General features: G+C 27.5%; 21 protein-coding genes, 1 tRNA gene and 1 pseudogene. 7 read left to right on the top strand and 16 right to left on the bottom strand.

The window, feature by feature from the left end:
* The 3 genes and pseudogenes from nth to PWP28_RS13830 all read left to right on the top strand — a co-directional run.
* Positions 1 to 177 (top strand): endonuclease III (gene nth, locus PWP28_RS13835; protein ID WP_374045489.1); only part of this gene is annotated, 177 nt, incomplete at its 5' end.
* A gap of 4 nt (positions 178 to 181) precedes the next feature.
* The gene (locus PWP28_RS10690; RefSeq protein WP_308644720.1) at positions 182 to 556 is read left to right on the top strand and encodes a TIM barrel protein; all 375 of its coding nucleotides are present in this window, start codon (positions 182 to 184) and stop codon (positions 554 to 556) included.
* Positions 549 to 836, top strand: a pseudogene (locus PWP28_RS13830) (sugar phosphate isomerase/epimerase family protein); the annotation flags it as partial. The gene PWP28_RS10690 and the pseudogene PWP28_RS13830, both read left to right, overlap by 8 nt.
* Positions 837 to 974: 138 nt before the next feature.
* Here the strand turns inward: PWP28_RS13830 and ppdK are convergent.
* From ppdK to PWP28_RS10675, 3 genes are all read right to left on the bottom strand, one after another.
* The gene (gene ppdK, locus PWP28_RS10685) at positions 975 to 3,635 is read right to left on the bottom strand and encodes a pyruvate, phosphate dikinase (RefSeq protein WP_305081747.1); all 2,661 of its coding nucleotides are present in this window, start codon (positions 3,633 to 3,635) and stop codon (positions 975 to 977) included.
* 167 nt (positions 3,636 to 3,802) lie between these two features.
* A complete protein-coding gene (locus PWP28_RS10680) occupies positions 3,803 to 4,687 on the bottom strand; it encodes an MqnA/MqnD/SBP family protein (RefSeq protein WP_308644719.1) in 885 nt (294 codons plus the stop codon).
* Positions 4,688 to 4,703: 16 nt separating this feature from the next.
* Positions 4,704 to 5,870 (bottom strand): metallophosphoesterase, encoded by a 1,167-nt coding sequence (locus PWP28_RS10675; protein WP_308644718.1) that lies wholly within the window; start codon positions 5,868 to 5,870, stop codon positions 4,704 to 4,706.
* 246 nt (positions 5,871 to 6,116) lie between these two features.
* On the opposite strand from PWP28_RS10675, the gene PWP28_RS10670 reads away from it, so the two are divergent.
* From PWP28_RS10670 to PWP28_RS10660, 3 genes are all read left to right on the top strand, one after another.
* Positions 6,117 to 6,193: transfer RNA gene (locus PWP28_RS10670), tRNA-Asp, on the top strand.
* A gap of 68 nt (positions 6,194 to 6,261) precedes the next feature.
* On the top strand, positions 6,262 to 8,004 hold the full coding sequence (locus PWP28_RS10665; RefSeq protein ID WP_308644717.1) for a YgiQ family radical SAM protein: 1,743 nt from the start codon (positions 6,262 to 6,264) through the stop codon (positions 8,002 to 8,004).
* A gap of 96 nt (positions 8,005 to 8,100) precedes the next feature.
* A complete protein-coding gene (locus PWP28_RS10660; RefSeq protein WP_109603997.1) occupies positions 8,101 to 9,336 on the top strand; it encodes a HAMP domain-containing sensor histidine kinase in 1,236 nt (411 codons plus the stop codon).
* 25 nt (positions 9,337 to 9,361) lie between these two features.
* Here the strand turns inward: PWP28_RS10660 and PWP28_RS10655 are convergent, their stop codons facing one another.
* From PWP28_RS10655 to PWP28_RS10605, 11 genes are all read right to left on the bottom strand, one after another.
* Positions 9,362 to 10,336, bottom strand: coding sequence for a hypothetical protein (locus PWP28_RS10655; protein ID WP_308644716.1), 975 nt, complete (start codon positions 10,334 to 10,336; stop codon positions 9,362 to 9,364).
* 4 nt (positions 10,337 to 10,340) lie between these two features.
* The gene (locus tag PWP28_RS10650; protein WP_308644715.1) at positions 10,341 to 12,032 is read right to left on the bottom strand and encodes a penicillin-binding transpeptidase domain-containing protein; all 1,692 of its coding nucleotides are present in this window, start codon (positions 12,030 to 12,032) and stop codon (positions 10,341 to 10,343) included.
* 11 nt (positions 12,033 to 12,043) lie between these two features.
* Positions 12,044 to 12,322: a hypothetical protein gene (locus tag PWP28_RS10645; protein ID WP_109603994.1), complete on the bottom strand. Its 279-nt coding sequence runs from the start codon at positions 12,320 to 12,322 to the stop codon at positions 12,044 to 12,046.
* Between the two features lie 28 nt (positions 12,323 to 12,350).
* Positions 12,351 to 13,241, bottom strand: a complete 891-nt coding sequence (gene rsmH, locus PWP28_RS10640) for a 16S rRNA (cytosine(1402)-N(4))-methyltransferase RsmH (RefSeq protein ID WP_109603993.1) — start codon at positions 13,239 to 13,241, stop codon at positions 12,351 to 12,353.
* Between the two features lie 46 nt (positions 13,242 to 13,287).
* Positions 13,288 to 14,397, bottom strand: coding sequence for a peptide chain release factor 2 (prfB, locus tag PWP28_RS10635; protein ID WP_109603992.1), 1,110 nt, complete (start codon positions 14,395 to 14,397; stop codon positions 13,288 to 13,290).
* Positions 14,398 to 14,450: 53 nt separating this feature from the next.
* The gene (secA, locus tag PWP28_RS10630; RefSeq protein ID WP_109603991.1) at positions 14,451 to 16,928 is read right to left on the bottom strand and encodes a preprotein translocase subunit SecA; all 2,478 of its coding nucleotides are present in this window, start codon (positions 16,926 to 16,928) and stop codon (positions 14,451 to 14,453) included.
* Between the two features lie 13 nt (positions 16,929 to 16,941).
* Positions 16,942 to 18,180: a hypothetical protein gene (locus PWP28_RS10625; protein WP_109603990.1), complete on the bottom strand. Its 1,239-nt coding sequence runs from the start codon at positions 18,178 to 18,180 to the stop codon at positions 16,942 to 16,944.
* A gap of 71 nt (positions 18,181 to 18,251) precedes the next feature.
* Positions 18,252 to 19,283 carry a hypothetical protein gene (locus PWP28_RS10620; protein ID WP_308644714.1) on the bottom strand — a complete coding sequence of 344 codons (1,032 nt, stop codon included), beginning with the start codon at positions 19,281 to 19,283 and terminating at the stop codon, positions 18,252 to 18,254.
* Between the two features lie 74 nt (positions 19,284 to 19,357).
* Positions 19,358 to 20,095, bottom strand: a complete 738-nt coding sequence (gene truA, locus PWP28_RS10615; RefSeq protein WP_109603988.1) for a tRNA pseudouridine(38-40) synthase TruA — start codon at positions 20,093 to 20,095, stop codon at positions 19,358 to 19,360.
* Positions 20,096 to 20,117: 22 nt separating this feature from the next.
* On the bottom strand, positions 20,118 to 20,693 hold the full coding sequence (locus PWP28_RS10610; protein ID WP_109603987.1) for a hypothetical protein: 576 nt from the start codon (positions 20,691 to 20,693) through the stop codon (positions 20,118 to 20,120).
* Positions 20,694 to 20,707: 14 nt separating this feature from the next.
* Positions 20,708 to 22,393: a phospho-sugar mutase gene (locus PWP28_RS10605; protein ID WP_308644713.1), complete on the bottom strand. Its 1,686-nt coding sequence runs from the start codon at positions 22,391 to 22,393 to the stop codon at positions 20,708 to 20,710.
* A gap of 137 nt (positions 22,394 to 22,530) precedes the next feature.
* Between PWP28_RS10605 and fliD the strand changes: the two genes are divergently transcribed.
* Entirely contained in the window at positions 22,531 to 24,102 is a 1,572-nt protein-coding gene (fliD, locus tag PWP28_RS10600) for a flagellar filament capping protein FliD (protein WP_308644712.1), read from the top strand.
* Positions 24,103 to 24,128: 26 nt separating this feature from the next.
* Here fliD and PWP28_RS10595 read toward each other — a convergent pair whose 3' ends face one another.
* Both PWP28_RS10595 and PWP28_RS10590 read right to left on the bottom strand, forming a co-directional pair.
* On the bottom strand, positions 24,129 to 26,651 hold the full coding sequence (locus PWP28_RS10595) for a glycosyltransferase family 2 protein (RefSeq protein ID WP_308644711.1): 2,523 nt from the start codon (positions 26,649 to 26,651) through the stop codon (positions 24,129 to 24,131).
* Between the two features lie 83 nt (positions 26,652 to 26,734).
* A partial coding sequence (locus PWP28_RS10590) for a flagellin (protein ID WP_308644721.1) occupies positions 26,735 to 26,833 on the bottom strand: 99 nt, incomplete at its 5' end.

Raw genomic sequence — 26,833 nt, 5'->3', positions numbered from 1 at the left:
GAAGAATACCTGAGGGCTTTAATCCCGAGGGATAAGTGGATATACGTCAACCACGCGATGGTCGACCACGGGAGGAGCATCTGCCGGCCGATAAACCCGAAGTGTGGGGAATGTCCGTTGAGGGAGCTCTGCCCCTACGCGAAGGGCCTTGTAACGGAGGAGCACCTGAGGGGATGATAGGATGAAGGTCGGCCTCTCGACCACGGCATTTAACGGTTCAACCCCAAGGGAGTTTGAAAAGTGGCTCGACACTGTCAGCGAACTTGGTTTTGAGTTCGTGGAGCTGGTTAGTGAGTGGCCCCATCAAATAACTCCAGAAAACGTTCGGGAATGGATAGAGGTTCTGGAGACCTTTAGTATGGCAAATACCCTCCATGCTCCCTTTATAGACCTCAACATCGGCTCCTTTAATGATAAGATAAGGAGGGTTTCTCTTGAGATTTTGGAAGAAGCTTTCGAGGTAGCTGCGACCCTCGGCTCAGAAGTCTTAACTGTTCCCCCTGGCTACTGTTCTCCCCTAAGCAGGAAACACCGGGGAGTATCTCAAAATTCATAGAGCCTCCCTACGGGAACTCTCGAGGCTCGGAGAGGAATACTCTATAGCCTTCGGCGTAGAGAGCATGCCGAACTTCCCGATTTTGGATGCTCAGACTCCCGAGAGCCTTGATGAACTTATTGAGGGAATCGATTTTAGAGTAACTTTCGATGTGGGACACTTAAACACGACCACTCGTGATTTTGATAGTTTTATTGAGACTTTCAGAGAAAGGACAGTTCACATTCATCTTCACGACAACTTTGGCAAAAGGAATGAACACCTTGCCCTTGGGGAGGGTAACATACCCTGGGAGCGCGTGCTTCAGAGGTTGTCGCCCAAGACTTGGGCCCTGGAAGTCGAAGGGTTAAAAGAGGCTGAGCTCAGCTTGAAATTTATTAAAGAAAAAGCGGGGATAATTTCCCCGCATTATTCTATATTAGTAATTAACCTTTTTTCCTCTTCTGAATTCAACAGCAGCTTGTGCAGCAGCAAGTCTTGCTACTGGAACTCTATATGGAGAACAACTTACATAATCGAGGCCAACAAGATGACAAAATTCTACTGATTCTGGATCTCCACCATGTTCACCACAAACACCTAATTTAATATGTGGATTTGCACCTCTACCTAAATCTACAGCTGTTTTTATCAATCTTCCAACTCCATTTCTATCTATATGTTGGAATGGATCGGAATCATATATTCCCTTTTCAAGATAATCTCCTATGTATTTTCCATAGTCATCTCTTGAGAATCCTAAACTTAGCTGTGTTAAATCATTTGTACCAAAGCTAAAGAAATCTGCATTTTCTCCAATTTGATCTGCAGTAACTGTAGCTCTTGGAACTTCAATCATTGTACCTATTTTATATTCAACATCTACTTGATGTTCTTTTAATAGATTTTTTATTATTTCCTCTGCTGAATTTCTCAATAATGTAAATTCTTTTACATTTCCAACAAGAGGAATCATTATTTCTGGTTTTACTTTTTTGCCTTCTTTAACCATTTCAATTGCTGCAAGCATTATAGCTTTTATCTGCATTTCTGCAATTTCTGGATAAGTTACAGCAAGTCTAACTCCTCTATGTCCCATCATTGGGTTGAATTCTTCTAAATCATCTATAACTTTTCTCAATTCTTCTTCAGTTATTCCAACACTTTCCGCAACATCTTTTATTGCTGCATCTTCATGAGGAACAAATTCATGTAATGGTGGGTCAAGAAGTCTGATTGTTACTGCATAACCTTCCATTGATTCGAACAATCCCTTGAAATCTTCTTTTTGAACAGGTAATAATTCTGCTAATGCTGCTTCTCTCTGTTCTTTTGTTTTAGATACGATCATTCTTCTCATTTTCTTTATTCTATCGCCTTCGAAGAACATATGTTCTGTTCTACATAGACCTATTCCTCTTGCACCAAATTCTCTTGCTATTTTTGCATCTCTTGGTATATCGGCATTAGCTCTTACTCCAAGATCAGAAACTTCATCTGCAAAATCTAATAATGTTTTTATGTCGCCTTCAAGTCCTGTTGGTTTTATTGTTTTAATTTTTCCAGCAAATACTTTACCTTCAGTACCTTCGATTGATAACCAATCGCCTTCTTTTATAGTTATACCATTTGAAATAGCTGTTTTTGCTTTATCATTTATAACTATGTTTTCTGCACCAACAACAGCTGTTTTACCCATTCCTCTGGCAACAACAGCAGCATGTGATGTCATTCCACCAGTTGATGTTAATATAGCTTCAGCTGCATCCATACCTCCAATATCTTCTGGAGATGTTTCTGGTCTTATTAATATAACAGGAAGACCTTCTTTAGCTTTAGCTTCTGCATCATCAGCATTGAAAACAGCCATACCTGTTGCTGCTCCTGGAGATGCTGGAAGACCTTTTCCAAAATATTCTGCTTTATTTAATTCTTCAATATCAAATGTTGGATGTAATAACTTTTCGATATCAGCAGGTTTTACTCTTGTAACTGCTGTTCCTTTTGTTATTAATCCTTCATTTACCATATCAACAGCTATTTTAACTGCTGCAGCTGCTGTTCTCTTACCATTTCTTGTTTGTAAGAAATAAAGTTTTCCATTTTCAATTGTAAATTCTATATCTTGCATATCTTTGAAAACTGTTTCAAGTCTATTCATTGTATCTATTAATTCTTTATGTACTTCTGGATTTATTTCTTTTAACTGATCTAAAGGTTGAGGTGTTCTTATACCAGCAACAACGTCTTCTCCTTGTGCATTCAATAAGAATTCTCCATAAGTTTTATCTTCACCAGTATTAGGATTTCTTGTGAAAGCAACTCCTGTACCAGATGATTCACCCATATTACCAAAAGCCATCATTTGAACATTTACTGCTGTTCCCAAAAGGCCCATTTTATCCATTCCATTTATCTCTCTATATTTAATTGCTCTTTTATTATTCCATGAAGCAAATACAGCTTCTACTGCAACCCATAATTGTTCTACAGGTTCTTGTGGAAATTCTTTACCTTCTGATCTGTAAACTTCTTTATATAACTTAACTACTTCATGAAGATCATCCGCATCTAAATCGAGATCATTCTTTACACCCTTTTTAGCTTTTATTTCGTTTAATTTTTCTTCAAATTTTTCATGTTCAATTCCAAGTGCAACATCTCCCAACATTTGCATAAATCTTCTATATGAATCCCATGCAAATCTTGGATTATTTGTCAATTTAGCCAATCCATCTGCAACTTCATCATTTAAACCAAGGTTTAAAATTGTGTCCATCATACCAGGCATAGATATTGCGGCACCTGATCTAACTGATACTAATAATGGATTATTTGCATCTCCAAATTTTTTACCTGACAATTTTTCTAAATTTTTTAAAGCTATTCCAGCTTCTTCTTTTAATATTTCAGGAAGTTTTTGACCATTTTCCCAGTAAAATCTACACATCTCTGTTGTTATCGTGAAACCTGGAGGAACTGGTACTCCTAATCTTGACATTTCTGCGAGGTTAGCACCCTTACCTCCGAGTAAATCTTTTAACTTTCCGCTTCCTTCGGCTTTACCGTCGCCCCAGGAATAAACGTACTTCTTAGCCATCTTTTTCCCTCCCAATTCTTAGGTTTGCAAATATATACATGCATGAGAAATATATATTAAAAGTAATATTAAAGTTAATTAAAATACCCATACTGAGCAATTCAATTATATCTGAATTGTGTTAAATTGAAAACATAAATAATAAAACGTTGTTTTAAAATTATTAATTAAAAAAAGATTCTTTCTGAGTAGTTTTCAAGTATTCCATATTTTTTTAACACTTCAAAATATTTCATAACAGAATCTTCATCTTCTATATATTTTATATAAGATCTATTAGCTGCTTTTTTTAAAACAGCCTTTGGCATCTTTCCATTCATAACTTCAAAAACAAATTCTATTGCTTTATCTTGATTATTTTTGAAATATTCGTTTGAAGATTTTTCGTATTCTTTTATGATTTTATAAGCATATTCTTGATCTATTCCATTTTTTACAAACAATCCTGCAACAGGGATTCTTGCAAATTGACCAGTTAAATTTGCATATAAATTTTCTATATCCAATATAGGTTTTATATTTCCAGATGTTTTAACTTCAGCAAGTGATACAAATGGTTCTGGTAAAACAGCATATGAATATTTTCCAGAAGCAAGCATTTGAATTATATCAGCACCATTTTTCACATAAACAATATTAAAATTCATATCTTTTTCTTCTTTCAATATTTTTAAAACAAGATCTCCAGTCTGACCAGGTCCGTGTATTGTGAGTATTTCTTTATTTTCAAGTTCTTTTATACTTTTTATATCTGTTTTTCCAACAAGAGAAAATGTTTTCCATAAAGATACCCCTGCGAGTTTATAATTTGCCCCTTTATCTATTATTTGAGCACCGAGTGCAACAGGTAAAACTATAAAATCTGCTTGACCTTTTAAAAGTAATGTTTGTGCTTCATCTATATTTTTCCAATAGCCTTTTTCAAGATTTTCTATGTCTGTATTATATATTCCCGCAGCCGGAAGAAGTGTTGGCCCAAGTGGATTATAAAAATTAAAAGCCATTCCCAATAAACTTATAATCATAAAAAACATTAAAAATATCTTTTTCATTATATTTCCTCCCCATTTAAAATATTTGTTCCGTATTTAATTTTATATCTAATTTTTTCTTTTTTTCTATAATTGTAAGATAAGATATTAAATTTTTCCTTATAAATTCTGAAGAATCAATACCATAATTTTTAGTTACAGTATGTTTCCAAGCTCCAGTATTAGCATAGAATTTCATAGGATTCCCAGTAAAGACATTAAAACTTGGTTTATGATTATGTCCCATTATAAGTCCTTTTATATTATTTTTTGGTATTATTATATCTTTTGAACTATACCCTATAAGATTTTCTTTTTGAATTATAAAATTTTCTTTTATTAGTTTTTTTGCCACTTTCAAGTAATGATCTGATTTTTTAGTTCCACGAAAAAACATTATACTTCTAAAAATTGCTTCTCCAAATTCCATTCCACCTATTTTATTCACAAAAAGGTTTGTGAATACATGCCAAGCTGGAAAATTTATTTTAAGCCATTTTTTTACTTGTTTTGTTCTTATTAAGTCTATAAATGATTCAACCCATTTTGATTTTAAATCATAACCTATTTTATATTTTTCATTCACATATTCAAGCCATTGGAAAACATCTAGCTGAGGAGATATATTATCATAATCCGATATTAAATCATCTGGTAAAATTCCTTCAAGAGAATTATCGAAATTATTACTCATATATTTGACCATATACTCCCCAAAAGAAGGTATTATTCTGTTTTTTTCATCATATTTTAATCTATTTATAACATCAAATTGATTTCCGTGTATAATAAATATTTCAAGTAATTCATCATAATAATAAGGGATTATTTCCATATTCCCACATATTTGACAAACCTTTTCTCTTAATTTAGGATCAAATAATAAATAATAATCATGATTTCCAACTATATATCTTACTTTTACATTTTTACTGATTTCTTTAAACTTATCAAAAAGTTTTTTATGACTTAAATATATTTCATCTAATAGTGAATAATCATATTCTTTAATATATTGATCTACTGTATCCAATAAATATTTTTTATTTTTTGCATCCATCAATTCAATAAAATCACCAACTATATAAAGTTCATTGTTTTGATGATTTATTTCATTTAATAATTTTATCAATTTCGAATCATATATGAAATCATCTTTAGATTCACCATCACCAATATGAAGATCACTTATATATACTTTCATATTCTTCCCCCAAATTTAAAAATATGTCCATTTTTTATTATAGCATACTTATTTCATACAAATATTTATAATACTTTTTTTGACTTAAAAATTTACTTCATTTTATTTTATTATTAAATATCTTTTTTAATATGTTTTAAAATTAACTATAGAAAATATTTTTGTTACCTTTTAGATACATTAACCCCTTTACAAAAACACTTTTTTCTGATAAAATAATCTACGGAATTGAACCAATTACGTGTTGGGGACGTGGTGAAGTTGGTTATCATGCCGGTCTGTCACACCGGTGGCCGCGAGTTCGAATCTCGTCGTCCCCGCCATAAGACCTTCTCATTTTGAGAAGGTCTTTTCTTTGATATAATACATATATAATTTTGGAGTTGATTAAATGTTTGATATTCCAACAACGAAAGAAGAAATGAATAGTTTAGGAATAAAACAATTAGATGTAATACTTATATCTGGTGATTCTTTTGTTGATCACCCATCTTTTGGCGTAGCCATAATAGCAAGGGTATTAAAAGATATTTGTGGTTTAAAAGTTGGGGTTATTTCACAACCAGATTGGAAAAGTGAAAAAGATATTAAAAAACTTGGCGAACCTAAGTATTTTTTTGGTGTTTCTGGAGGAAACCTTGATTCAATGGTTTCTAATTATACTGCATCAAGAAAGAAAAGAAAAACAGACTTTTATTCTCCAAATACCGAATTCGGTAAAAGACCTGATAGAGCAAGTATTGTCTATTCTAATCTCATAAAACAATATTTTAACAAACCTATAATTTTGGGCGGAATAGAAGCCTCTTTAAGGAGAATGGCTCATTATGATTGGTGGCAGAATAAAGTAAAAAATTCTATATTACTTGACTCAAAGGCAGATTTAATTGTTTATGGAATGGGAGAAAAAACTATAATAGAAATTGGTAATATATTTAAAAATGGTGGAACAATTGAAGATTGTAAATCTTTGAGGGGTATAGTTTATTGGAAATCTGAAATGCCAAATAATTATGATTTCATAAATATTCCTTCACTCGAAGAAGTTAAAAAAGATAAAGAAAAATATTTTTTAGCTTTTAAAACTTTTCAAAAAGAAACAGACCCTTTAAATGCAAAAGGTATTATCCAAAAACACTTTAATAGATATGTTATTCAAAATCCTCCTCAATATTGTTTAACAACTCAAGAAATGGATGAAGTATATTCATTAAAATATACAAGACAAGTTGCTCCCTCTGAATTAAAAAAAGGTTATGTTAAATCTTTTGATACAGTTAAAAATTCAATAACTTCTCATAGAGGATGTTATGGCGAATGTAATTTTTGTGCTTTAACTTTACATCAAGGAAGAACTATACAAAGTCGTAGTCCAGAATCAATAATAAAAGAAGCTGAAATAATTTCTTCTCAAAAAAATTTTAATGGAATAATAAGCGATGTTGGTGGTCCAACAGCCAATATGTATGGATATGATTGCAAAAAAAAGATAGAATTAGGTGCTTGTAAAGAAAAATCTTGTATTGGTTATGAATTCTGTAATTCTTTATCTCCAGATCATTCAAAATATATCGAATTACTAAATTCTGTTGAGAAAGTTAAAGGCGTTAAAAAAGTTTTTATATCTTCTGGCATAAGAGTTGATTTGATATATAAAGATAAAAAATATGGAATAAAGTTTTTAAAAAATTTGATAAAAAAACATATTCCTGGAAGATTTAAAATAGCCCCTGAACATGCAGATGATGAAGTTTTAAAACTTATGAACAAACCATCTTTTGATTTAACAGAAAAATTCATAAACGATCTAAGAAATGAAGGGAAAAAATTAAATTTAAATACAAAATTTTCTGCTTATTTAATTGCCGCTCATCCCGGCTCTAATAAAGAAATGGAAGAAAATTCTAAAAATAGAATAAAAAATTCTTTCGGCTTTGTACCAAATGATGTTCAAATTTTTACGCCTACTCCTTCAACTAATTCAACAACTATGTATTATACAAATCTTAATCTTGAAGGGAAAAAAATTTACATAGAAAAAGATGAAAAAACTCGTGTTAAATTTAAAGATGTATATACAAATAATGATTTTAATAAAAAAAAGACGAAAAATGTTAATAAAAGAAAAAAATAATTTTAATTTTTAAGCAAAGAGTGGTATAATATATATTAATAGTACAATTTTTTGTACAAGCAAAAAGAATTCTAATTTTTGGGGGGAAATACTGAAATGGATTCAAATCAAGAAATTAAAAATTATATGCAAGGGTTTGAAGATATGTCTGAATTGTTTCAAAAGATAACAGGAGAAGAAACAGAAAAAGACTTTATGAACAAATTACTTGATGTAGCAATAAAAAGTATTCCTGAAGCTGAAAGCGGTTCTATATGGAAAATAGAAGGAACTCTATATAAAGCAGTTGCAGGTTATTTATATGATGAAGAACTTTTAAATAACATGGAAATTCCTTTTGAAGAATCCTATATAAAAAATCATATGGATGAAGAAGTTCATGAAGTTCATAATATATCAAATTATAATAAAAGAAAAAATGTTTTTGAACTAAGTTCTAAGCTTCATAGCGAGCATAAAGAAATAGTAACAATAATTTCTCCTTTAAGAATTAAAAATAAAATAGTTGGACATTTATACATAGATAATTTTAAATTAGAAAAATTTTCTGATAACTCTAAAAAAATGTTAAAAGTTTTTTCAAACCTTGCATCTACTTTTTTGTCTTTAAGAAATTTAAGAGATAAAGAAAAAGAAGCCAATGAATTGAATAGTGTATACTTGAGTTTTATAACTCATGAGTTAAGAACTCCATTGACCTCAATCATTGGTTTTTCAGAAACTGTTTTATCTGATGATGATATAGAACCTCAAGATATGCGTAGATTCATGAGAAAAGTCTATGCTTCTGCAAAACATTTAAATTCTTTAATAGATGATATTTCTACTTTCAATAAATTGAATAGACAAACTAAAATGAAAATTGAACAAATCAAATTTAAACAAATTTTATTTGAATCTATTTCCATCGTTGAACCAATGACTTCTCCTGATGTTGAACTCAATATAAATTATAAGACTGAAATTCCTGAAAATATAATAACTGATGGAACTAAACTCAGACAAATACTTGTAAATATTATAGGAAATTCTGTAAAATATACAGATTATGGGTATGTAGATATAAATATTTCATATAATGAAGGTACAAAATTGTTTTCAATCGAAGTTGATGATTCTGGACCTGGAATTCCTGAAAATAAATTAAAAGATATTTTTAAGCCTTTTTATAGATTATCAAAAGATAAGCCTGGTAGCGGTCTTGGTCTTGCAATAGTTAAAAAAACTATCAAATCCTTAAAAGGATCTATAGATATGACTTCTGAAATGGGCTATGGTACAAAAACTTTAATCAAATTACCTTTAAAAATAAATCCACCTAAAAATAATTGATAGACTACTGAAAATTCAGTAGTCTTTATTTTTCTTTTATATAGTTTATTAAATCAGTAATAATTATTTTAAAATTTTCCCCATATTTTATTCTTCTATCTAATTTTTCTATTTCAATCAATATTTCTTCTATTGATTGAATATCATATATTCTCTCATGATTTATTCTTCTTATATAATCATTTTTAAAATTAACTCCTAAGAAATTTTTTGTTCTACCTTTTTTTACTCCAGAATTGTTACTTATTTTTTCTACTTGATTCCATGTATATTTTAATTTTCCTTCTCCATTATACACAACTTTTATCATATCTAAAAAATAGTTAAATAAATAATATAAAAAAGTTAAAGGATAAAATGTTGGATCTTCCATTAATTCATCTATTTTTTTTAAAGCTATCTGAAAACTTTTAGATGAAATAGCATAACAAATATCTTCATATTCTGGATTAGAGAAACTACTACTTATCTCATTTACATCATTAAAACTTATAGTTTCTGAAGAATATATAGATAATTTCTTTATTTCTTGATATAAATATTCATCATTTTTTCCAGCAATTTCTATTAACCTTATAGCAGCATTTTTATCTATATTTTTATCAAATTTTTTAGCTATATCTTCTATTATTTTTACCCATTTATCTTCTTCCCATGGGTTTGGAAGTTTATATTCAAATATATGATCAAATTTAATGGATTTGCTCAATCCAGTTTTTCCCCTTGAAGTTATTATTAAAGTACTAACAGTAGAATCTTCTATTGATAAAAGCTTTTTTATCAATTTTTTTTGATCATCTTTTAATTTCTCGAAATTTTTTATCAAACATGTCTTCTCAGTTGCAAACATTCCCATCATTGTGAAAAGTTTATAAACATTACTTTCATCAAAATCTTCAGGTATGATTACTTCTAAGGGATTTTTTTTATTTTTTATTATCTCTTCAAATTTCATTTTCTTTAAAATCTCCGAATCACCTTTTATATATATCTTTTCCATATAATCACTCCGTAAATAATTCTATATATTCTTCAGTGTTTATAGTTTTACCAGAATTTGGAAATTGTTTAATAACTTTTTCTCCATTACCATGTATTATTATCTTATTTTCTTTATACCCAAAATTCATAAGTATATTATAAGCTTCTTCTAATCTATAATTTTTAAATTCTGGTATTATATTTTTATAAAGTGTATCAGTATATTCAAAATTTTCGCCAAGAGATTTTTCATATTCATAAAATATCTTAGTTACTATTGGTGCTGCAACTTCTCCTCCATAATACTCATCTTTTGGAGAATCTACTATTAAAGCTATCGTATATTTTGGATTTGATACAGGATAAAATCCTGCAAACAAAGAGTAGTAATCTTCATCAGTATAACCTTCGCCTTTTATAGCTTTTTGTGCCGTTCCAGTTTTACCTCCAATTATTAATCCTTCTTTATACGCAAGTCTTGCCGTACCCGATATAGTTATATAACTCATCCATTCTTTTAATATCTTAGAACTTTGAGGTGTAAATATTAATCTTTTTTCTATTTCTTTATCTTGTAAAAATGATGGTTTTACTATGTATCCATCATTTACAATTGCATTAAAAGCAGTTACAAGTTGTATAGGTGTTGTTCCCAACCCTTGTCCCATTGCAATTTGATATGGAGTTATTGGATACCAATCATAAGGTGATTGGAAGATTCCATTTATTTCTCCTTTAAATTCTATCCCAGTTTTCTCTCCAAATCCCATTTTCAATATTTCATTGTACAACCATTCATTTGAAAATTCTTTTAAAGATTCATTTATAACTTTTGCTATTATTACATTGGAAGATCTTATAAGAGCTTCTTTTATAGTTAAATCTCCATAACCATAATGAACTGATTCTGTAACCTTAAAATTTATTCCTGGAACGGGATAGTACGCATAATCTGAAGTATATACATCATCTATTCTAATTATCTGTTCATCTAAGGCTATCGCATAAAGCATAGGTTTCAATGTAGAACCAGGTTCTATATATCCCATATATCCCATATTCCATGGATATAATGAAACAGATGCTTTTATTTTTCCAGTTTTTGTTTCCATTATTATCGCAACAGCTCCATCTGCTTGTCTTTCTTTAACAACTTCATTTAAAGAATCATATAAAAATTTTTGAAGATTTGTATCCAATGAAAGTTTAATTTTTTCTTTACCTTGTAATATATTGTTTTCATACAAATAAGGTTCTATTCCATACTCAGTTTTATCAATTTTTCCTATTAATTGTGAATAAGAAAATAAATCATTATAAATTCTATCATTTATTGTATGTATATTAGAAAATCTCTTCAAATAACCAAGATCATCAACTGCTTCTTTATACGTATCATAAAATCCCCATTTTATATATTTTTTTTCTTCTAATTCTTTATCTGAAAATCTTTGATTTAAAACATACTTTAAATCTCTATATTTATTTCTTCTCTTCATAAAATCTAAATCAACCCATGCTTCATATTTTTTTCTATTGTAAACAAGAAAATGACCCTTGCTATCTACAAGGGTCGCTAATTTTTTATTAATATCTTCACTGTATTCTTCTGGTACAGAAGGTTTTAAATTGTAATTAAAAAACACACCAACAAAAATTAGAACTATATATAAAGATGCAAGCATAGTTCTTATTAAAAGAAATTTTAATTTCATATTTTTCACCACTATTTTTTCTCAAGCACCGATAATATTTGTACATATTTATTTATCTTTTCATCCATTATAGCTATTTCTTCTTTTTTATTTTTTAAGTTTTCTTTTTCAACTTTTATAGAATCTTTATAAACTTCTATGTTTTTTCCAAAAGTCAAAAATAATGACATCCATATACTAAATGTTAGTATAGCCATAACAAAAGAAATAATCAATATTATATCAACAGTTCTACTCGACGTTTTTACATCTTGAATAGCTTGAGTTTTATCATAAATTTTATCAGGCATACTTTTCGCCTCCCTTTTTGTGAAAGGCTCAGCCTATGTATTCGGCAACTCTTAATTTGGTACTTCTAGATCTTGGATTTTCTTCAATCTCTTTTTCAGTGGGATAAAGTGGTTTTTTGGTCAATAGTTTATAATGTTCATTATTTTTAAAATAATGCTTTACTATTTTATCTTCTAATGAATGGAATGTTAGTATTGCAACTCTTCCCCCAACATTTAAAAATCTTTCAAACTTATCAAGCGCAGTCTTTATATTATCAAATTCTTTATTAACTTCTATTCTTATAGCTTGAAATGTTTGAGTGGCAAAATGCCTTTTTCTTCTATTTATTTCCTTGTAAGGAAGTGCTTTTCTTATCGCTTCAACAAGCTCAAAAGTTGTATTTATAGGCCTTCTATAAACTATAGAATCAGCTATTCTTCTTGCAAATCTGAATTCTTGTCCATATTCAAATATTATATCTGCAAGCTCTTTTTCTGAATATTCATTGACTACTTTTGCTGCCGTTAAAGTCGATTGAGTATCCATTCTCATATCAAGCGGTTCATCATTCATAAAAGTAAAGCCTCTTCCAACACCTTTTAACTGAAAAGTAGATACTCCTAAATCCATCAAGAAACCGTCAACTTTTTTTAAACCGAGACCTTTTATTACTAAATCAATATCTTGATAAGGGGCTTTAAAAAATTCTATGTTTTCTGATAGTTCTTTTAATCTTTTTTCCGCTATTTCAAGTACTTCATAATCTACATCCACAGCAATTACTTTTGCATTTCCTTCACAATACTCAAATATAGCTTTGGAGTGTCCTCCTTCTCCAGCAGTACAATCAACATAAATTCCATCTTTTTTAGTTATCATTTGATTTAATATTTCATCAACCATAATACTTCTATGATAATCATGGTATTGTCTCAATAATTATACACCACCTTAACCTTTTTGTCAAATTAAGCCAAAATCATTAATCTGCATTATTTAGATCTGCAAAATATAATAATTCTGCTTCTATAAATTTATCTATTTCTCCATCCAAAACACCTTCAGAGTCAGAAGTTTCACATTCAGTTCTATGATCTTTTATCATTTGATATGGGTATAATACATAAGATCTTATTTGATTTCCCCAAGATATATCTTTAACATCTCCCATTAAATTCATTTTTTCTTCTATTTTTTTTCTCATCTCAAGATCATATAATCTTGCTTTTAATATTTGCATTGCTGTTGCTTTATTTTGATGCTGAGATCTCTCATTCTGACAAGCTACAACTATACCTGTAGGCAAATGAGTTATTCTAACAGCTGAGTCTGTCTTATTTACATGCTGCCCACCTGCACCACCTGCTCTATATGTATCTATTTTTAAATCATCATCTTTTATTTCAACTTCAATTTCATCATCTATAACAGGAGTTACATTTATAGATGAAAATGATGTATGACGTCTTCCATTTGAATCAAAAGGTGATATTCTAACGAGTCTATGAACACCTGTTTCATATTTTAATTTTCCATATACAAAAGGACCTGATATTTTTAATGTAGCACTTTTTATACCTGCTTCATCACCATCTTGAAAATCTATAGTTTCAAGTTTGAACTTATTATTTTCAGCCCATCTCTTATACATCCTCAAAAGTATGGAAGCCCAATCTTGTGATTCAGTTCCTCCAGCTCCTGGATGTATAGTAACGAAAGCATCTGAATCATCAAATTTTCCAGATAATAAAAGATTTAATTCAAAGTTTTTAGTCATCCTTTCTGCTTCTTTTAAAGATGTCATTATTTGATTTATCATGGTAGGATCTTCATCAGAAAATTCTATGGCAACATCTATATCTTCAAATAATCCTTGTAATTTATTAAAATCATTTATCTGGTCTTTTAAATGTTGATTTTCTCTTGAAATTTTTTCAGCATTTGATGGATCGCTCCAAAAATCTGGAGATATCATTTTTTCTTGAAGTTCATCAACTCTATCTTTTGCTCTTTCAAGATCAAAAAGTTTTTTTAAATCTTCAAACTTATTTTTAAGATTTTCTATTTTTACCTTTAACTCATATTCTATCATTTTTTACCTCCCAAAATTAGCATAACAATGGCACACTTTCGTGTGCCCAATTTTTATTTTTTTACTTTTATCTTTCCTCTTCTAATCTTACCCATTTTTTCAGAGTAAGTAGTCTGTTTTTCTTTTCTTCTTCCATCTCTATTCAGTGCCGAATATTCTCCATGCATATAATTCAAACTATCCGTTACTTTTTTTGTTTCCTTTTCTTCTCTTTGAGAATCTACTTTTACTATTCTAAGTAAATAATTAACTATATCATCGTATATTCCATCTACGAGTTGAGTAAACATATAATAAGCTTCTTTTTTAAATTCTATCGTTGGATTTTTTTGTCCATAGGCCCTCAATCCAACTGCTTCTTTTAAAGCTTCTATAGCATCGAGATGATTTCTCCATTTTTCATCTATTATTCTCAACATAACATATTTTGAGACTTTTGAAAATTCTTCTCCAAAATCTTCTTTTTGTTGTTCATATCTATTCCAAACAAGATCAAAAATTTCATTTCTTAATTCTTGCATATCTTGAGATTTTATCTCTTTATTTATCAAAAATGAATTTAATTTATTTTTAACTAACTCTTTATCTAACTTTTCTTCTTTTTCATCCCAAGCACTTTCAGATATTCTTTCTGTAACATCTTCGAATATTTCTTTTATATGTTCATCATGATTACTTTGTTCAAGTATCCAATTTCTATGATTGTATATAGAATTTCTTTGCTGATCCATAACAGAATCTAGTTCATACAATCTTTTTCTTATTGAAAAGTGAATTCCTTCAACCTTTTTTTGTGCATCTCTTATTATGTTAGATAAAAGCTTATGTTCAATTGGTTGTCCTTCTTCTATTTTTAATGTGTTCATTATATTCTTTAATTTTTCTCCACCAAAAAGCCTCAACATTTCATCTTCAAAAGATAAGAAAAATCTTGACTCTCCTGGATCCCCTTGTCTACCAGATCTACCTACAAGTTGATTATCTATTCTCCTACTTTCATGTCTTTCAGTACCAATTACATAAAGTCCACCCAATTCTTTTACTTCATCATTTATTTTAATATCTGTACCTCTACCAGCCATATTTGTAGCTATTGTAACAGAATTTTTATTTCCAGCATTCATAACTATTTCGGCTTCTCTTTCATGTTGCTTTGCATTCAAAACTTCATGTTTTACGCCTCTCTTTTTTAATAGTTTACTTATTAATTCACTATTTTCTATAGAAGTTGTACCTACAAGCATAGGTTGACCTTTTTTATTTCTTTCTTCTATTTCATCTATAAGTGCATTATATTTTTCCTTTTCAGTTTTAAAAATGAGATCATTTTTATCCATTCTAACAACGGGTTTATTAGTTGGTATAACTATTACATCACAATTATATATTTGTTGAAATTCTTCTTCTTCAGTTTTGGCAGTACCTGTCATTCCAGCTAATTTATCATACATTCTAAAATAATTCTGAAATGTTATAGTAGCATATGTAAGACTTTCTTGATTTACTTTAACTCCTTCTTTTGCTTCTATTGATTGATGAAGACCTTCAGAATATCTTCTTCCATCGAGAAGTCTACCTGTAAATTCATCGACTATTACAACTTCTCCATCTTGAATTATATAGTCTTTATCCTTTTTAAAAAACAAATTCGCTTTAAGTGCATTCAAAAGATGGAATAGATATTTTATATTTTGAGGATCATATAGGTTTTCTATATTTAACATTTTTTCAGCTTTTTCAATTCCCTCTTCTGTCAAAGCTACTGTTTTTTGTTTTTCATCTATTGTATAATCTTTTTCATTTTCAAATTTTCTAGAAAACATTGCAAACCTTCTATAGAGTTCTGAAGGAGTATCAGAAGGTCCTGATATTATCAAAGGTGTTCTTGCTTCATCTATTAAAATAGAGTCGGCTTCATCAACTATTGTGAAGTAATGATCTCTTTGAGATTTATCTTCTAAAGAATAAACAAGGTTATCTCTCAAATAATCAAATCCAAATTCATTAGCTGTACCATAAGTTATATCACATTCATAAGCATTTTTTCTTTCTTCTTTGCTCATTCCTGAATAAATAAACCCTACACTCAAACCTAAAAATTCGTATATTGGTCTCATCCAATTAGCATCTCTTTGTGCAAGATAATCATTATGTGTAGCAAGTTGACAATTTTTACCTGTTAAAGCATTTAAATATAACGGTAATGTAGCAACAAGCGTTTTACCTTCTCCAGTTTTCATTTCAGCTACTTTACCATCATGTAAGGATATACCACCTATTAATTGAACATCAAAATGTCTCATTCCAAGTATTCTCTTAGATGTTTCTCTGACAACAGCAAAAGCCTCTTCTAATATATCTTCAACGGTTTCACCATTTTTAAGTCTATTTTTAAAATCTTCTGTTTTTTGTTTTAATTCTTCATCCTTTAATTCTGTCATTTGAGATTCTAATTCATTTATTTTTTCAACTCTTTTAGAGTATTGTTTTAATAATTTTTTGTTTTTATCAAATAATCCAAATAATTTCATACTATTTATCTCCTCATTTCAGGGCCACATCTATGTTATAACTTCCATTTTCATCATAATAAAATTCAGATACTAAATAAGAGTATAAATTCCCATAAAATTTTTTATTTAGATATCTTTCAAAATCTATTAAAATTGCCCTGTTTAAATTTTCATGTTTTTTTAATGCCTTAAACTTCTTTGTATATTTGAATCTTTGAACTTCTCCTAAGTTTACTTTCATCGTTTCTGGAGATAAAGTTGTTATTATCATATCATCTTTTGAATAATAAATATATATTTTATCTCCATTATTTTGATTTGTTATGAGTGCAAAATCATAAGTTCCTAATCTTTTTGGCTCTATATTTCTAAATCCCATATAATCTTCTATTGATTTTGTATTTATATCCGATACGACAAAAATAGATGAATCATAATTATTTATCATGGATTTAGAATCAACAGCTAAAAATTCTTCAGAACTGATCATAGATTCAATTAAATCAAAAAATATTAAATCTTCTTTTTCATAAGGCACAAAAAACTCTTGAATATAAGAGATAAATTGATTTTTTTGCATTTTGTGAAAATAAAGTATATCACCAAAAAATTTATAGTTTTCAACAGTTTTTATATCAAATTTCAAGTTTAAATCTTGATATGTATCAGAATAAAATTTAGCATTTAAACTTTTATTTTCATTGTTTATATAGAAATCCCATGAATTATTTTTTTTGAGAAAGTTTCTTGTAGTACCTTCTATAATATTTATACCAAAATTTGGTTCATAGTAAAGTGTATTTATTCCTATAAAATTTTCTGATCTATATATTGGATATTTGTTATCATTTATTATTATTCCATCTTGTGTGATTTCATATTCATATAATCCTTTTACTATTTCTTTAAAAGTATCGAAATCTCCATTATAAAAAGCTATGGATTTTGAATTTATTATCAAATCATTTAAAAAATTTATATAATCAGGATTCAAAAAATCTTCATAAGTATAATCTTTATTAGTTTTAAATATTATTCCAGTATTGAGAATATTGTCCAATGACGTAGCATCTGAAGTAATATCTCCAGTTATAAGATTGAGTACATTAGAATAACCAAGCCCCTCTTTTGAATTAATGAATCTCAAAAGAGGTATTTCATTTATAAGATTATCATATACATTTTTTATGTTTTTTATCTTTATTTCTGATTCAGAATAACCTATTATTAAACTCAAAATCAAAAATAAAATTGAAATTTTTGCTTTCATCAAATGCACCTCAAATTCAATTATACATTAATATTATACATATTTTTTTAAACTTAACCTTAAAAAATAATTTAATTTTCTTTTGAATATATGTATACCACATCTTTTATTATCTCTATTTCGTAATTTTCAAAAGAATAATCTTTTTTCAAATCAAAATTCTTTATATCCATATTAACAGAATAAGCATTTCCTTCTTTAAACACTCCACCATTAAAATTTATTCTATAATTTTCCAATTTAAAGGTTTTTATTAAAAGATAATCTTGATTTTCAATAATTGACATTGGAGCTCTTCCAAAATCTGTAAATATGCTTTTTCTCCCCATTGTCAAAAGTTGTCCATAACTACTTATAATATATACAGAACCATCTCTTTCTGTAACATATACTATATCACCTTTTAAATTTTTATCTTCCACATTTCCATAATCACAAAAAAATCTTGATTTTTCTTCAAATATATTATATTTGTTTATCCATATTGAATATGGATTTCCCTGTAAAAATATTCCGCTTTCAATTTCAAAAACTTTTGATATTTTTGTATTAATTTTTTTTATAAGATTAGACCTTTTAAGGTTTAAATCATATACATCATTTTTATAGTTTTTTAAATCGAGACTAAACTCTTCCAAGCCATTAGTTATATTTATAATAGATGGCGGAACTTCTAATGTTTTTGGAGTTTTAATTTCAACTCCATTAATACTAACTCTTTCATCTCCACCTTCTACATTTAATTTTATAAACTTATTTGGAATATGACTTATTCTTTCTCCCATAACAGGAGTATAAGAATAATCATACAATATTTCATCTTTTAAAAGTTTTATGTCTATACTTTTATTCCATATAAAAAAATCTGAAGTTAAAGTTGCATTATCTGTTATTATATAGCTATTATCACTTATTAAAAAAATACTTCTTGGAATTTTTTTTATTAATTTGGCAAGATTTTCATCAAGTTCTTCATAATTTGAATTTATAATTTTATCTTCAAATTTCAATATGAAATCATCGTTTTCATATTTTATTTTAAGTATTTTAGAATCTCCGTTTGGAGGCATTATTATATCTGTATATTTATAAACATTATACAATATATCGCTAAAGTATGAAATCGGTCCATCATAGATGAGACCGATATAGTCAACTGAAAAATATATTATATTTATTAAAACATAACACGATAAAAGTATAATCCTTCTGGTGGTGCTGAAGCTGGTGCTTTTGATCTGTCTTTTGCTTCTATTATTTCTTTTATTCTCTGAGGTTCCCATGTATTAGTTCCCACCTTTGCAAGTGACCCTACTATATTTCTTACCATTCTTTTTAAGAATGAAGTTCCTTCAACTCTTATCAATATCATATCTTTTGAAGTTCTTATTATTCTAACCCTTTTTATTTCTCTAATTGGATTTCTCTCATCATTTCCTGTCTTAAAACTTGAGAAATCTTTTTCACCTTCAAAATGTTTTGCAGCTTCTCTCATTTTTTCTATATCCAAATCATATGGAAACCACCATACTCTATTTCTCATAAAAATATTGGGTTGTTTTCCAGTATATATATAATAATGATAAATTCTTTTTTTTGCCATAAATCTTGGGTTAAATTTAAGAGATACCTCTTTTAACTCTCTTATATATATATCATTTGGAAGCACAGAATTTAAAGCATCTTTAACATTTTGAACAGTCATTCTATCATTTGGAACTTTGAAAGCTATAACTTGTCCATAAGCATGAACACCGGTATCTGTTCTTCCCGAACCATGACATATAACTTTTTCCTTGAAGATTTTTTCAAGGGCATTTTCAAAATCTCCCTGTACAGTTCTAAAAGTCCTTTGACCCTGATAGCCATAAAAATCTGTACCATCATATGCAACCGTTGCTGCAACCATTCTCATAAAAATTCCTCCGTAATTAAAATCAAAATGTTTTCTGCATCAAAGATGTTTCGAGTATTTTATATGCAATTTCAGATTCATGTTGTTTTAAAAGATCTATATTCTTCCCATAAAGTCTTTCATATACTCTTATGAGATATATATTTGCAAATTTGGTTATTTTTTGTGCTATCAATTCTCTATTTTTAGAATTTATTTCCTTAGATATTCCATCTATCCAATTATCATAATTTGCTATAATCTCTTTTGATTCTATTAAATCATTAAAAGAACTCATAACCTTTCTCAAACCAATATTATCCGATATCAATTCTATATAATCTCCATATATATCTCTTATTTCATCTGATATATAATCGACATATAATGTTTTTAAAGATTTTTTCATTCTAAGATCGGGTTTTAAATATCTTCTCATTCCTGAAAGTTGATTACCTTCTTCTACTAAAAAATATCCAATAAGACCAGAAGAAATATTTGCAAAGTAATCTTCTGGATTTATTTCTGTTAATATCAAAGTATCAAAACTTTTATATAAAAATCTCTTAACATTATGATAATTTCCTTCAGTGTCGAATATAATAGATGAAAAATTCATAATTTTCCTCCTAATTAAATCTTGTTAACTATTTCTGAAACAGCTTTTTCAGCAAAGTCAATCTTGCTCATAGCTTCTTCAAAACTACTTCCTTTTACCATAAGATAAAATTTTATTTTAGGTTCTGTTCCAGAAGGTCTTGCAATTATTTTGATATTTTCATATCTTAATTCAATAACATTGGACTTTGGTAATCCATTTATTCCAGAATTATAATCAACAGTTTCAAATAATTCTGCATTATTTAATTTCGCAGGTGGTTCCTCTTTTATAATTTTCATGAGTTTGGATATTTTTTGATTTCCTTGAATGCCTTCAAATGTATAAGATAATAATTTTTCTTTGTAAAAACCATATTTTTCATTCAATTCTTGTAAATATTCCTTTAAAGTCTTTTTTTCTTGTTTTAATTTTGATTTTAATGTAGCTATCAATGCTGAAGCTATAACAGCATCCTTATCTCTAGCATGATTGTTAGCTAAACATCCATAACTTTCTTCAAATCCAAACAAAAACTTTTTAGTTTTTGTTTGATCATAATATTCCATTTTTTCTCCTATAAATTTAAATCCTGTAAGTGTTTCTTCAACTTCAATTCCAAATTCTTTAGCCATAGGTTTTATCATCTCTGTTGAAACTATTGTCTTTATTATAACACCATTTTTAGGTAATATGGCATGTTCTTTCATATTTGTTAGCAAAAAGTGACTCAACATTATTCCCATTTCATTACCATTAAATGTGACATAATCATTTCCATTTTTTTCAAAGACACCTATTCTATCCGCATCCGGATCTGTTGCAAGAACTAATTCTGAATTAGTTTCTTTTGCAAGTTTTAAAGCCATATCAAATGCTTTTTTTTCTTCTGGATTTGGAGATTTTACAGTTGGAAAATTTCCATCATGAATAGCTTGTTCCTTTACTATATTAACATTAAAACCAAGTTTACTCAAAATTTCTTCAACAGGCTTTAATCCTGTTCCATGCAAAGGAGTATAAGTTATATCAAGATTTCTTTTTATAGAAGGATCTATAGATCTTATATATCCTTCTATTTCATCTATATAATCATTAAAAAGTTCATCATCTAAGATTTTTATTTTTTCTTGTTCAACTGCTTCATCATAATTCATAATTTTTATATCATTAAAATAATCTAATTTGTTAACTTCTTCTATTATCATTTTAGCATATTTTGGAACTGCCTGTGTACCATCTGATGTATAAACTTTATATCCATTATATTCTGGAGGATTATGGCTTGCAGTTATAACAATTCCCCCATCAGCTGATAAATGTCTTACAGCATAAGATAATATGGGAGTAGCTGTCAATTCAGGAAATAAATAAACTCTAATACCATTTCCAGCAAAAACTTGAGCAGCTATTTTAGAAAATTCAGGTGACATATTTCTATTATCATATGCAATAACAACAGAAGGAAAGTCTTTTTTTGATTTTATATAGTTTGCAAATCCTTGTGTAGCTCTTGCAACTGTATAAATATTCATTCTGTTACTTCCAGCACCCATTTTACCTCTCATTCCTCCAGTTCCAAATTCAAGATCTTTATAAAATCTATCCAATATCTCATCTTCATTAGTTTTTATTTTTTCTAATTCATCCTTAACATCTTTTTCTGTTTTTTCAATCCATTCATTTAATTTTTCATATGAAATAACTTTTAAATCTTTCATAATATCTCGCCCTCCCAGAATCAATTTAACATTTAAATTATACCATACAAAAATTTCAAGAATTATATTTTTTATAAAGTATTTTATACAATAACCGATATTATATTGAAAGAAAATACTCGTATGGAGGTGTTAATATGTCTAATGATTTATTAGGTTCTTTTCAAATGGGCGGACTTTCAGGTGCATTTGATACAAATAATGTAATAAAACAATTGATGCAAATAGAATCCATGCCATTGAAAAAAGCTCAAAATGAATATAAAGTACTTCAAAATTCTCAGAAGGCTTGGGATATAATAGATGATAAATTAGAAGAATTTTATAATTATTTAAACAATTTTAAATTAAAATCAAGTTTTTTGAAGAAAAATGCTATAAGTTCAAACGAAGATATAATGAAAGTTTCATCGAATGGAAATGCAGGAAATTCTACTTTTTATGTCAATGTTAAGCAAGCTGCAACAGCTGGATATATTGAAGGACAGTCAAATATAGATGATAAATCTAAAACTTTAGCCGATCTCGGTTTAACTTCTGGAAAATTTAAAATTCAAATGTCTGGTTTAAATCCTGATGGTTCGGCAAAAGAAGCCATAGAATTTGATTTATCAAAATATGATGCAGATGCAACAATAGATTCTGTGTTAAAAAATATGAGTTCAAAGATGCCGGATGCAAATATAATCTTTGAAAAAGATTCATCAGGATCTAATTTTAAAGCATTTGTAATGAATAAAAATACAGGTGAAGAAAACTTTACTTTAACTGCTGTTGATGCTGATGGTGGGAAATTCTTAGGCAGCATATTAAACAATGGAACATCTTTAAATGCAAGTGATACAATAGATACAACTTCCTCTACAGCTAATTATAAAGGTATTTTAGGTAAAGATGCAGAAATCGCTATAGATTTAAATGGAGATGGAACAGAAGAATTAACCTTGAACTCTTCTTCAAATGCTGTTTCATTTAATGGTATGACTTTGAATATTCAAAAAGAATCTGAAGCTACTGATTGGACAAAGATTTCAGTTGAAGACGATGTGAATGCCACTTATGACAATATAAAAGAATTCACAGATAAATACAATGAAGTTATGAAATTTCTTTATGATAAATTGTATACAGAAACTGAAGTGCAAGGAAAAGAAGAAGACAAGATGACAGATGAAGAAAAAGCTAAAGGAGTTTTAAAAGGAAATTCAAATTTAAGAACCGTATTTGAAAAATTAAAATCTTTGAGATTTGGAACTATAGAAGATAGTTCATTAGCTTATAATTCATTTGCAAGTGTAGGTATTTCTTCAGGTATATCAAGCTCTTTAGTTGAATCAAACCTTGAAAATGCCCGTAAAGGATTAATTTCAATAGATGAAACAAAACTTAAAGAAGCTTTAAGAACTAATTCTGATGCTGTTTTTGATTTATTCAACATAATAAATGATGATTCCAAAAAAAGTGGTATTGCAAATCAAATAAAAGATTATGTTTGGGATACTACAAAGTATAAAGGCTTTATTGATGAAATAAATGGCCTCGAGGGTTCTTTGAGTAAAGAAATGAAAGGTCTTACAAAACGTATGCTCAATTTAACAAGAAAAATAAATATGAAAGAAGCCATGTATGTAAGACAATTTTCTGCAATGGAACAAGCTATAAGCAAAATGCAATCACAAGGTAATTATTTATTGAGTAAAATGGGATAAAAAAATAGCTACGATTAAAATCGTAGCTATTTTTTTATATAATATTTATATTTACCATCATTTAAAATGATATGATAATCATTCTTCAAAAAAATCTTATCTTTTAAATAGAAGTTTGAATATGGATTTTTAAATGCGCTTTCAGGATCTGAAAAAGTTATTATCAATTTAGAATTAAAAAAATCTTCTTCCAAAAATATTTTAAAGTTTTTTTCATCTAATAGTTCTGGTAAAAATATAGCTGATTCATCAAATAATTTAAAATCAAATTCATCATTTTCGCCAATAATTCCATACTTTTTGTTAAAATTTATTAAAAGCATATTTTCCTCAATATCTATATAATTATCTAAATAAGAATTAATTATATTTATATCTTCTTCAAAATATTTTATTATATTTGAATTATCTTTCTTATCTAAAATTTTTTCTTTATAATAAAAATTTCTTTTTTCTTTCCAAATATTTAAAAAAGTTATTTCCATGTCTAAATTATAATTAAAAGCAGGTATAGATAAATAAATTATTTTATCTTTCAAATCAAAAAAACAACTTTTTTTAGAATTTTTATCTTCTAAGACAGATATTGCCCATTTTGGTGTTGGTATATAAGGATTTTGAAAACTTTCTAATATTTTTTCTATATCTTTAATTACACTTTTTAAATTTTTTTCAGATTTATCTTCTATTTTTTTGATTATATAATTTTTTAAACATTCCATTATATTTAAATCTCTATTTTTTTCATATAAGCACAAATAATCTTCAACTAAACTTTTATTGATATTATTTAAATCTGATATATTCATAAATGTAATAAATTCTTGAGATATATTATCATTTTCAAAAATTTTACAAATAGAACTATGAAATATTTTCTCATTCTCATATAAATTTATATTACTGTCCAAAACAGATAATATATATGGTCTTTTTATCAATGAATAATTAGTTATTTCTATATCTTTAATATATCTGTACATTATATCTTCTGTCATACTTTTTTTATGAATTGATTTATTTTTATTGAAAAAAGCCATTCCTTTTATTTTATCTTTATTTTTAAAATAAAAAACAGCTTCAAAATATTTCCAAAGATCCGAATTTTCTCCTAAAGCTTTTAGAGTTAATTTATAAAATATATTATTACCTAAAATATTAAAGAGTTCTTCTGCAAATATAAGGACTATTGCCAAGTTTTTACCATTTAAATTTTCATTAAAAACTTCAAATATATTAGAGTACATATAATCCAAATTTTCAAAATATAATGAATAAGATAATATCAAAAAATATATTAAATCTTTTTTTTCTTTATCTATTTTAATTAAATATCTTCCTATATTTCTTTCGAGAACTTCATTTTTAAAATTTTCTTGTAATAATAATGGTTTTTTTACATTTATATTTAAGTCTTTTAATAAAAAATAAAAATATAACTCCGACATATAATTAAAATCATTGTTATTATATATATATATAAGTTTTTCTTCTGAAATATTTTCAAATTTTAATTCAATATTTTCTCTTGAAAAACAAAGAAACATCATTTTTAATGTTTTAAATAGTATAGAATTATAAATAACAGAAAAACTTATCTTCGAAATATTATTATAATAATTGTACAAAGCATTCAAAAAAACTTCAAAGTATTTAATACTGTTTTTATAATCATTTTCTTTATAATAGAAATTAGCCATTATCAAAGAAATATCTGGATTTAATTTATTGTTTAAATAAAAAACTTCTGTTATATCTTTAGCCTCTGAAACCATTCCATATTTTTCTATTGTATATATATAATCTTTAACATTTTCTATAGACATGGCTTCTTCTTTAGATTTTTCTAATATTTCTTTCTTATATTTTTTAAAATCTCTTAAAAAGATATAATCATTTTCTGATATTAAGTCCAATTTTAGTTTTTGTCCTATATAATAATATTGTGAATCATGATTTTTTTCTTTAAAATTTTCTATCTCATTTAGTATTAGTGGATATGATCTATTTAATTTTTTCAATTTTAGGCTTTCTGTCCATAAATATCCATAATGATATATTTTTATATCTGATGTATGAAATTCTTTACCATTATAAATCGGCTGATTATGTACCGAATTTACATATTTTATATTTCCTTTTGTAAACAATCTTGGAAGATTAAATTCATCATATGTTTGATAATCAAAACTCATATAATTTCTATTTATAGGAATTATCACTTTGCAATTATTTTGTTCTGCCTTTTTTACTATGAATTTTAAATCTTTATCGATATTTTTTATAAATAATTCTTCATCTGCATCTATCAAAAATACCCAATCACCCGTTGATTTTTCTATCGAATAATTTCTTGCTTCAGAAAAATTATTATTCCACTTTTTGAAATATATTTTATCTGTATATTTTTTACAAATTTCAACAGTATTATCAATTGATCCAGTATCTACAATTATTATTTCATCTACTTGCTCAACTATTGAATCAAGACATCTCTGAATGTTACTTTCTTCATCTCTAACAATTAAACACGCGGAAATTTTTGGCATTTTATTCCTCCCCTTATTTTATACAATAAAATTAATTTTATAAAATAAAGGCAGGCAAAAAGCCTGCCAATATATTTTAATAATTATCTCAATAATGATAATACATTTTGTGGTAATTGATTTGATTGTGCCAACATAGCATTTGATGATTGTAATAATATCTGTTCTCTTGTGAAACTCAT

The organism is Oceanotoga sp. (assembly GCF_030445905.1).
Taxonomy (GTDB): Bacteria; Thermotogota; Thermotogae; order Petrotogales; family Petrotogaceae; genus Oceanotoga; species Oceanotoga teriensis.
The sequence above is the reverse complement of the archived record's forward strand: the minus strand, read 5'-3'. Positions and strand labels throughout refer to the sequence as shown.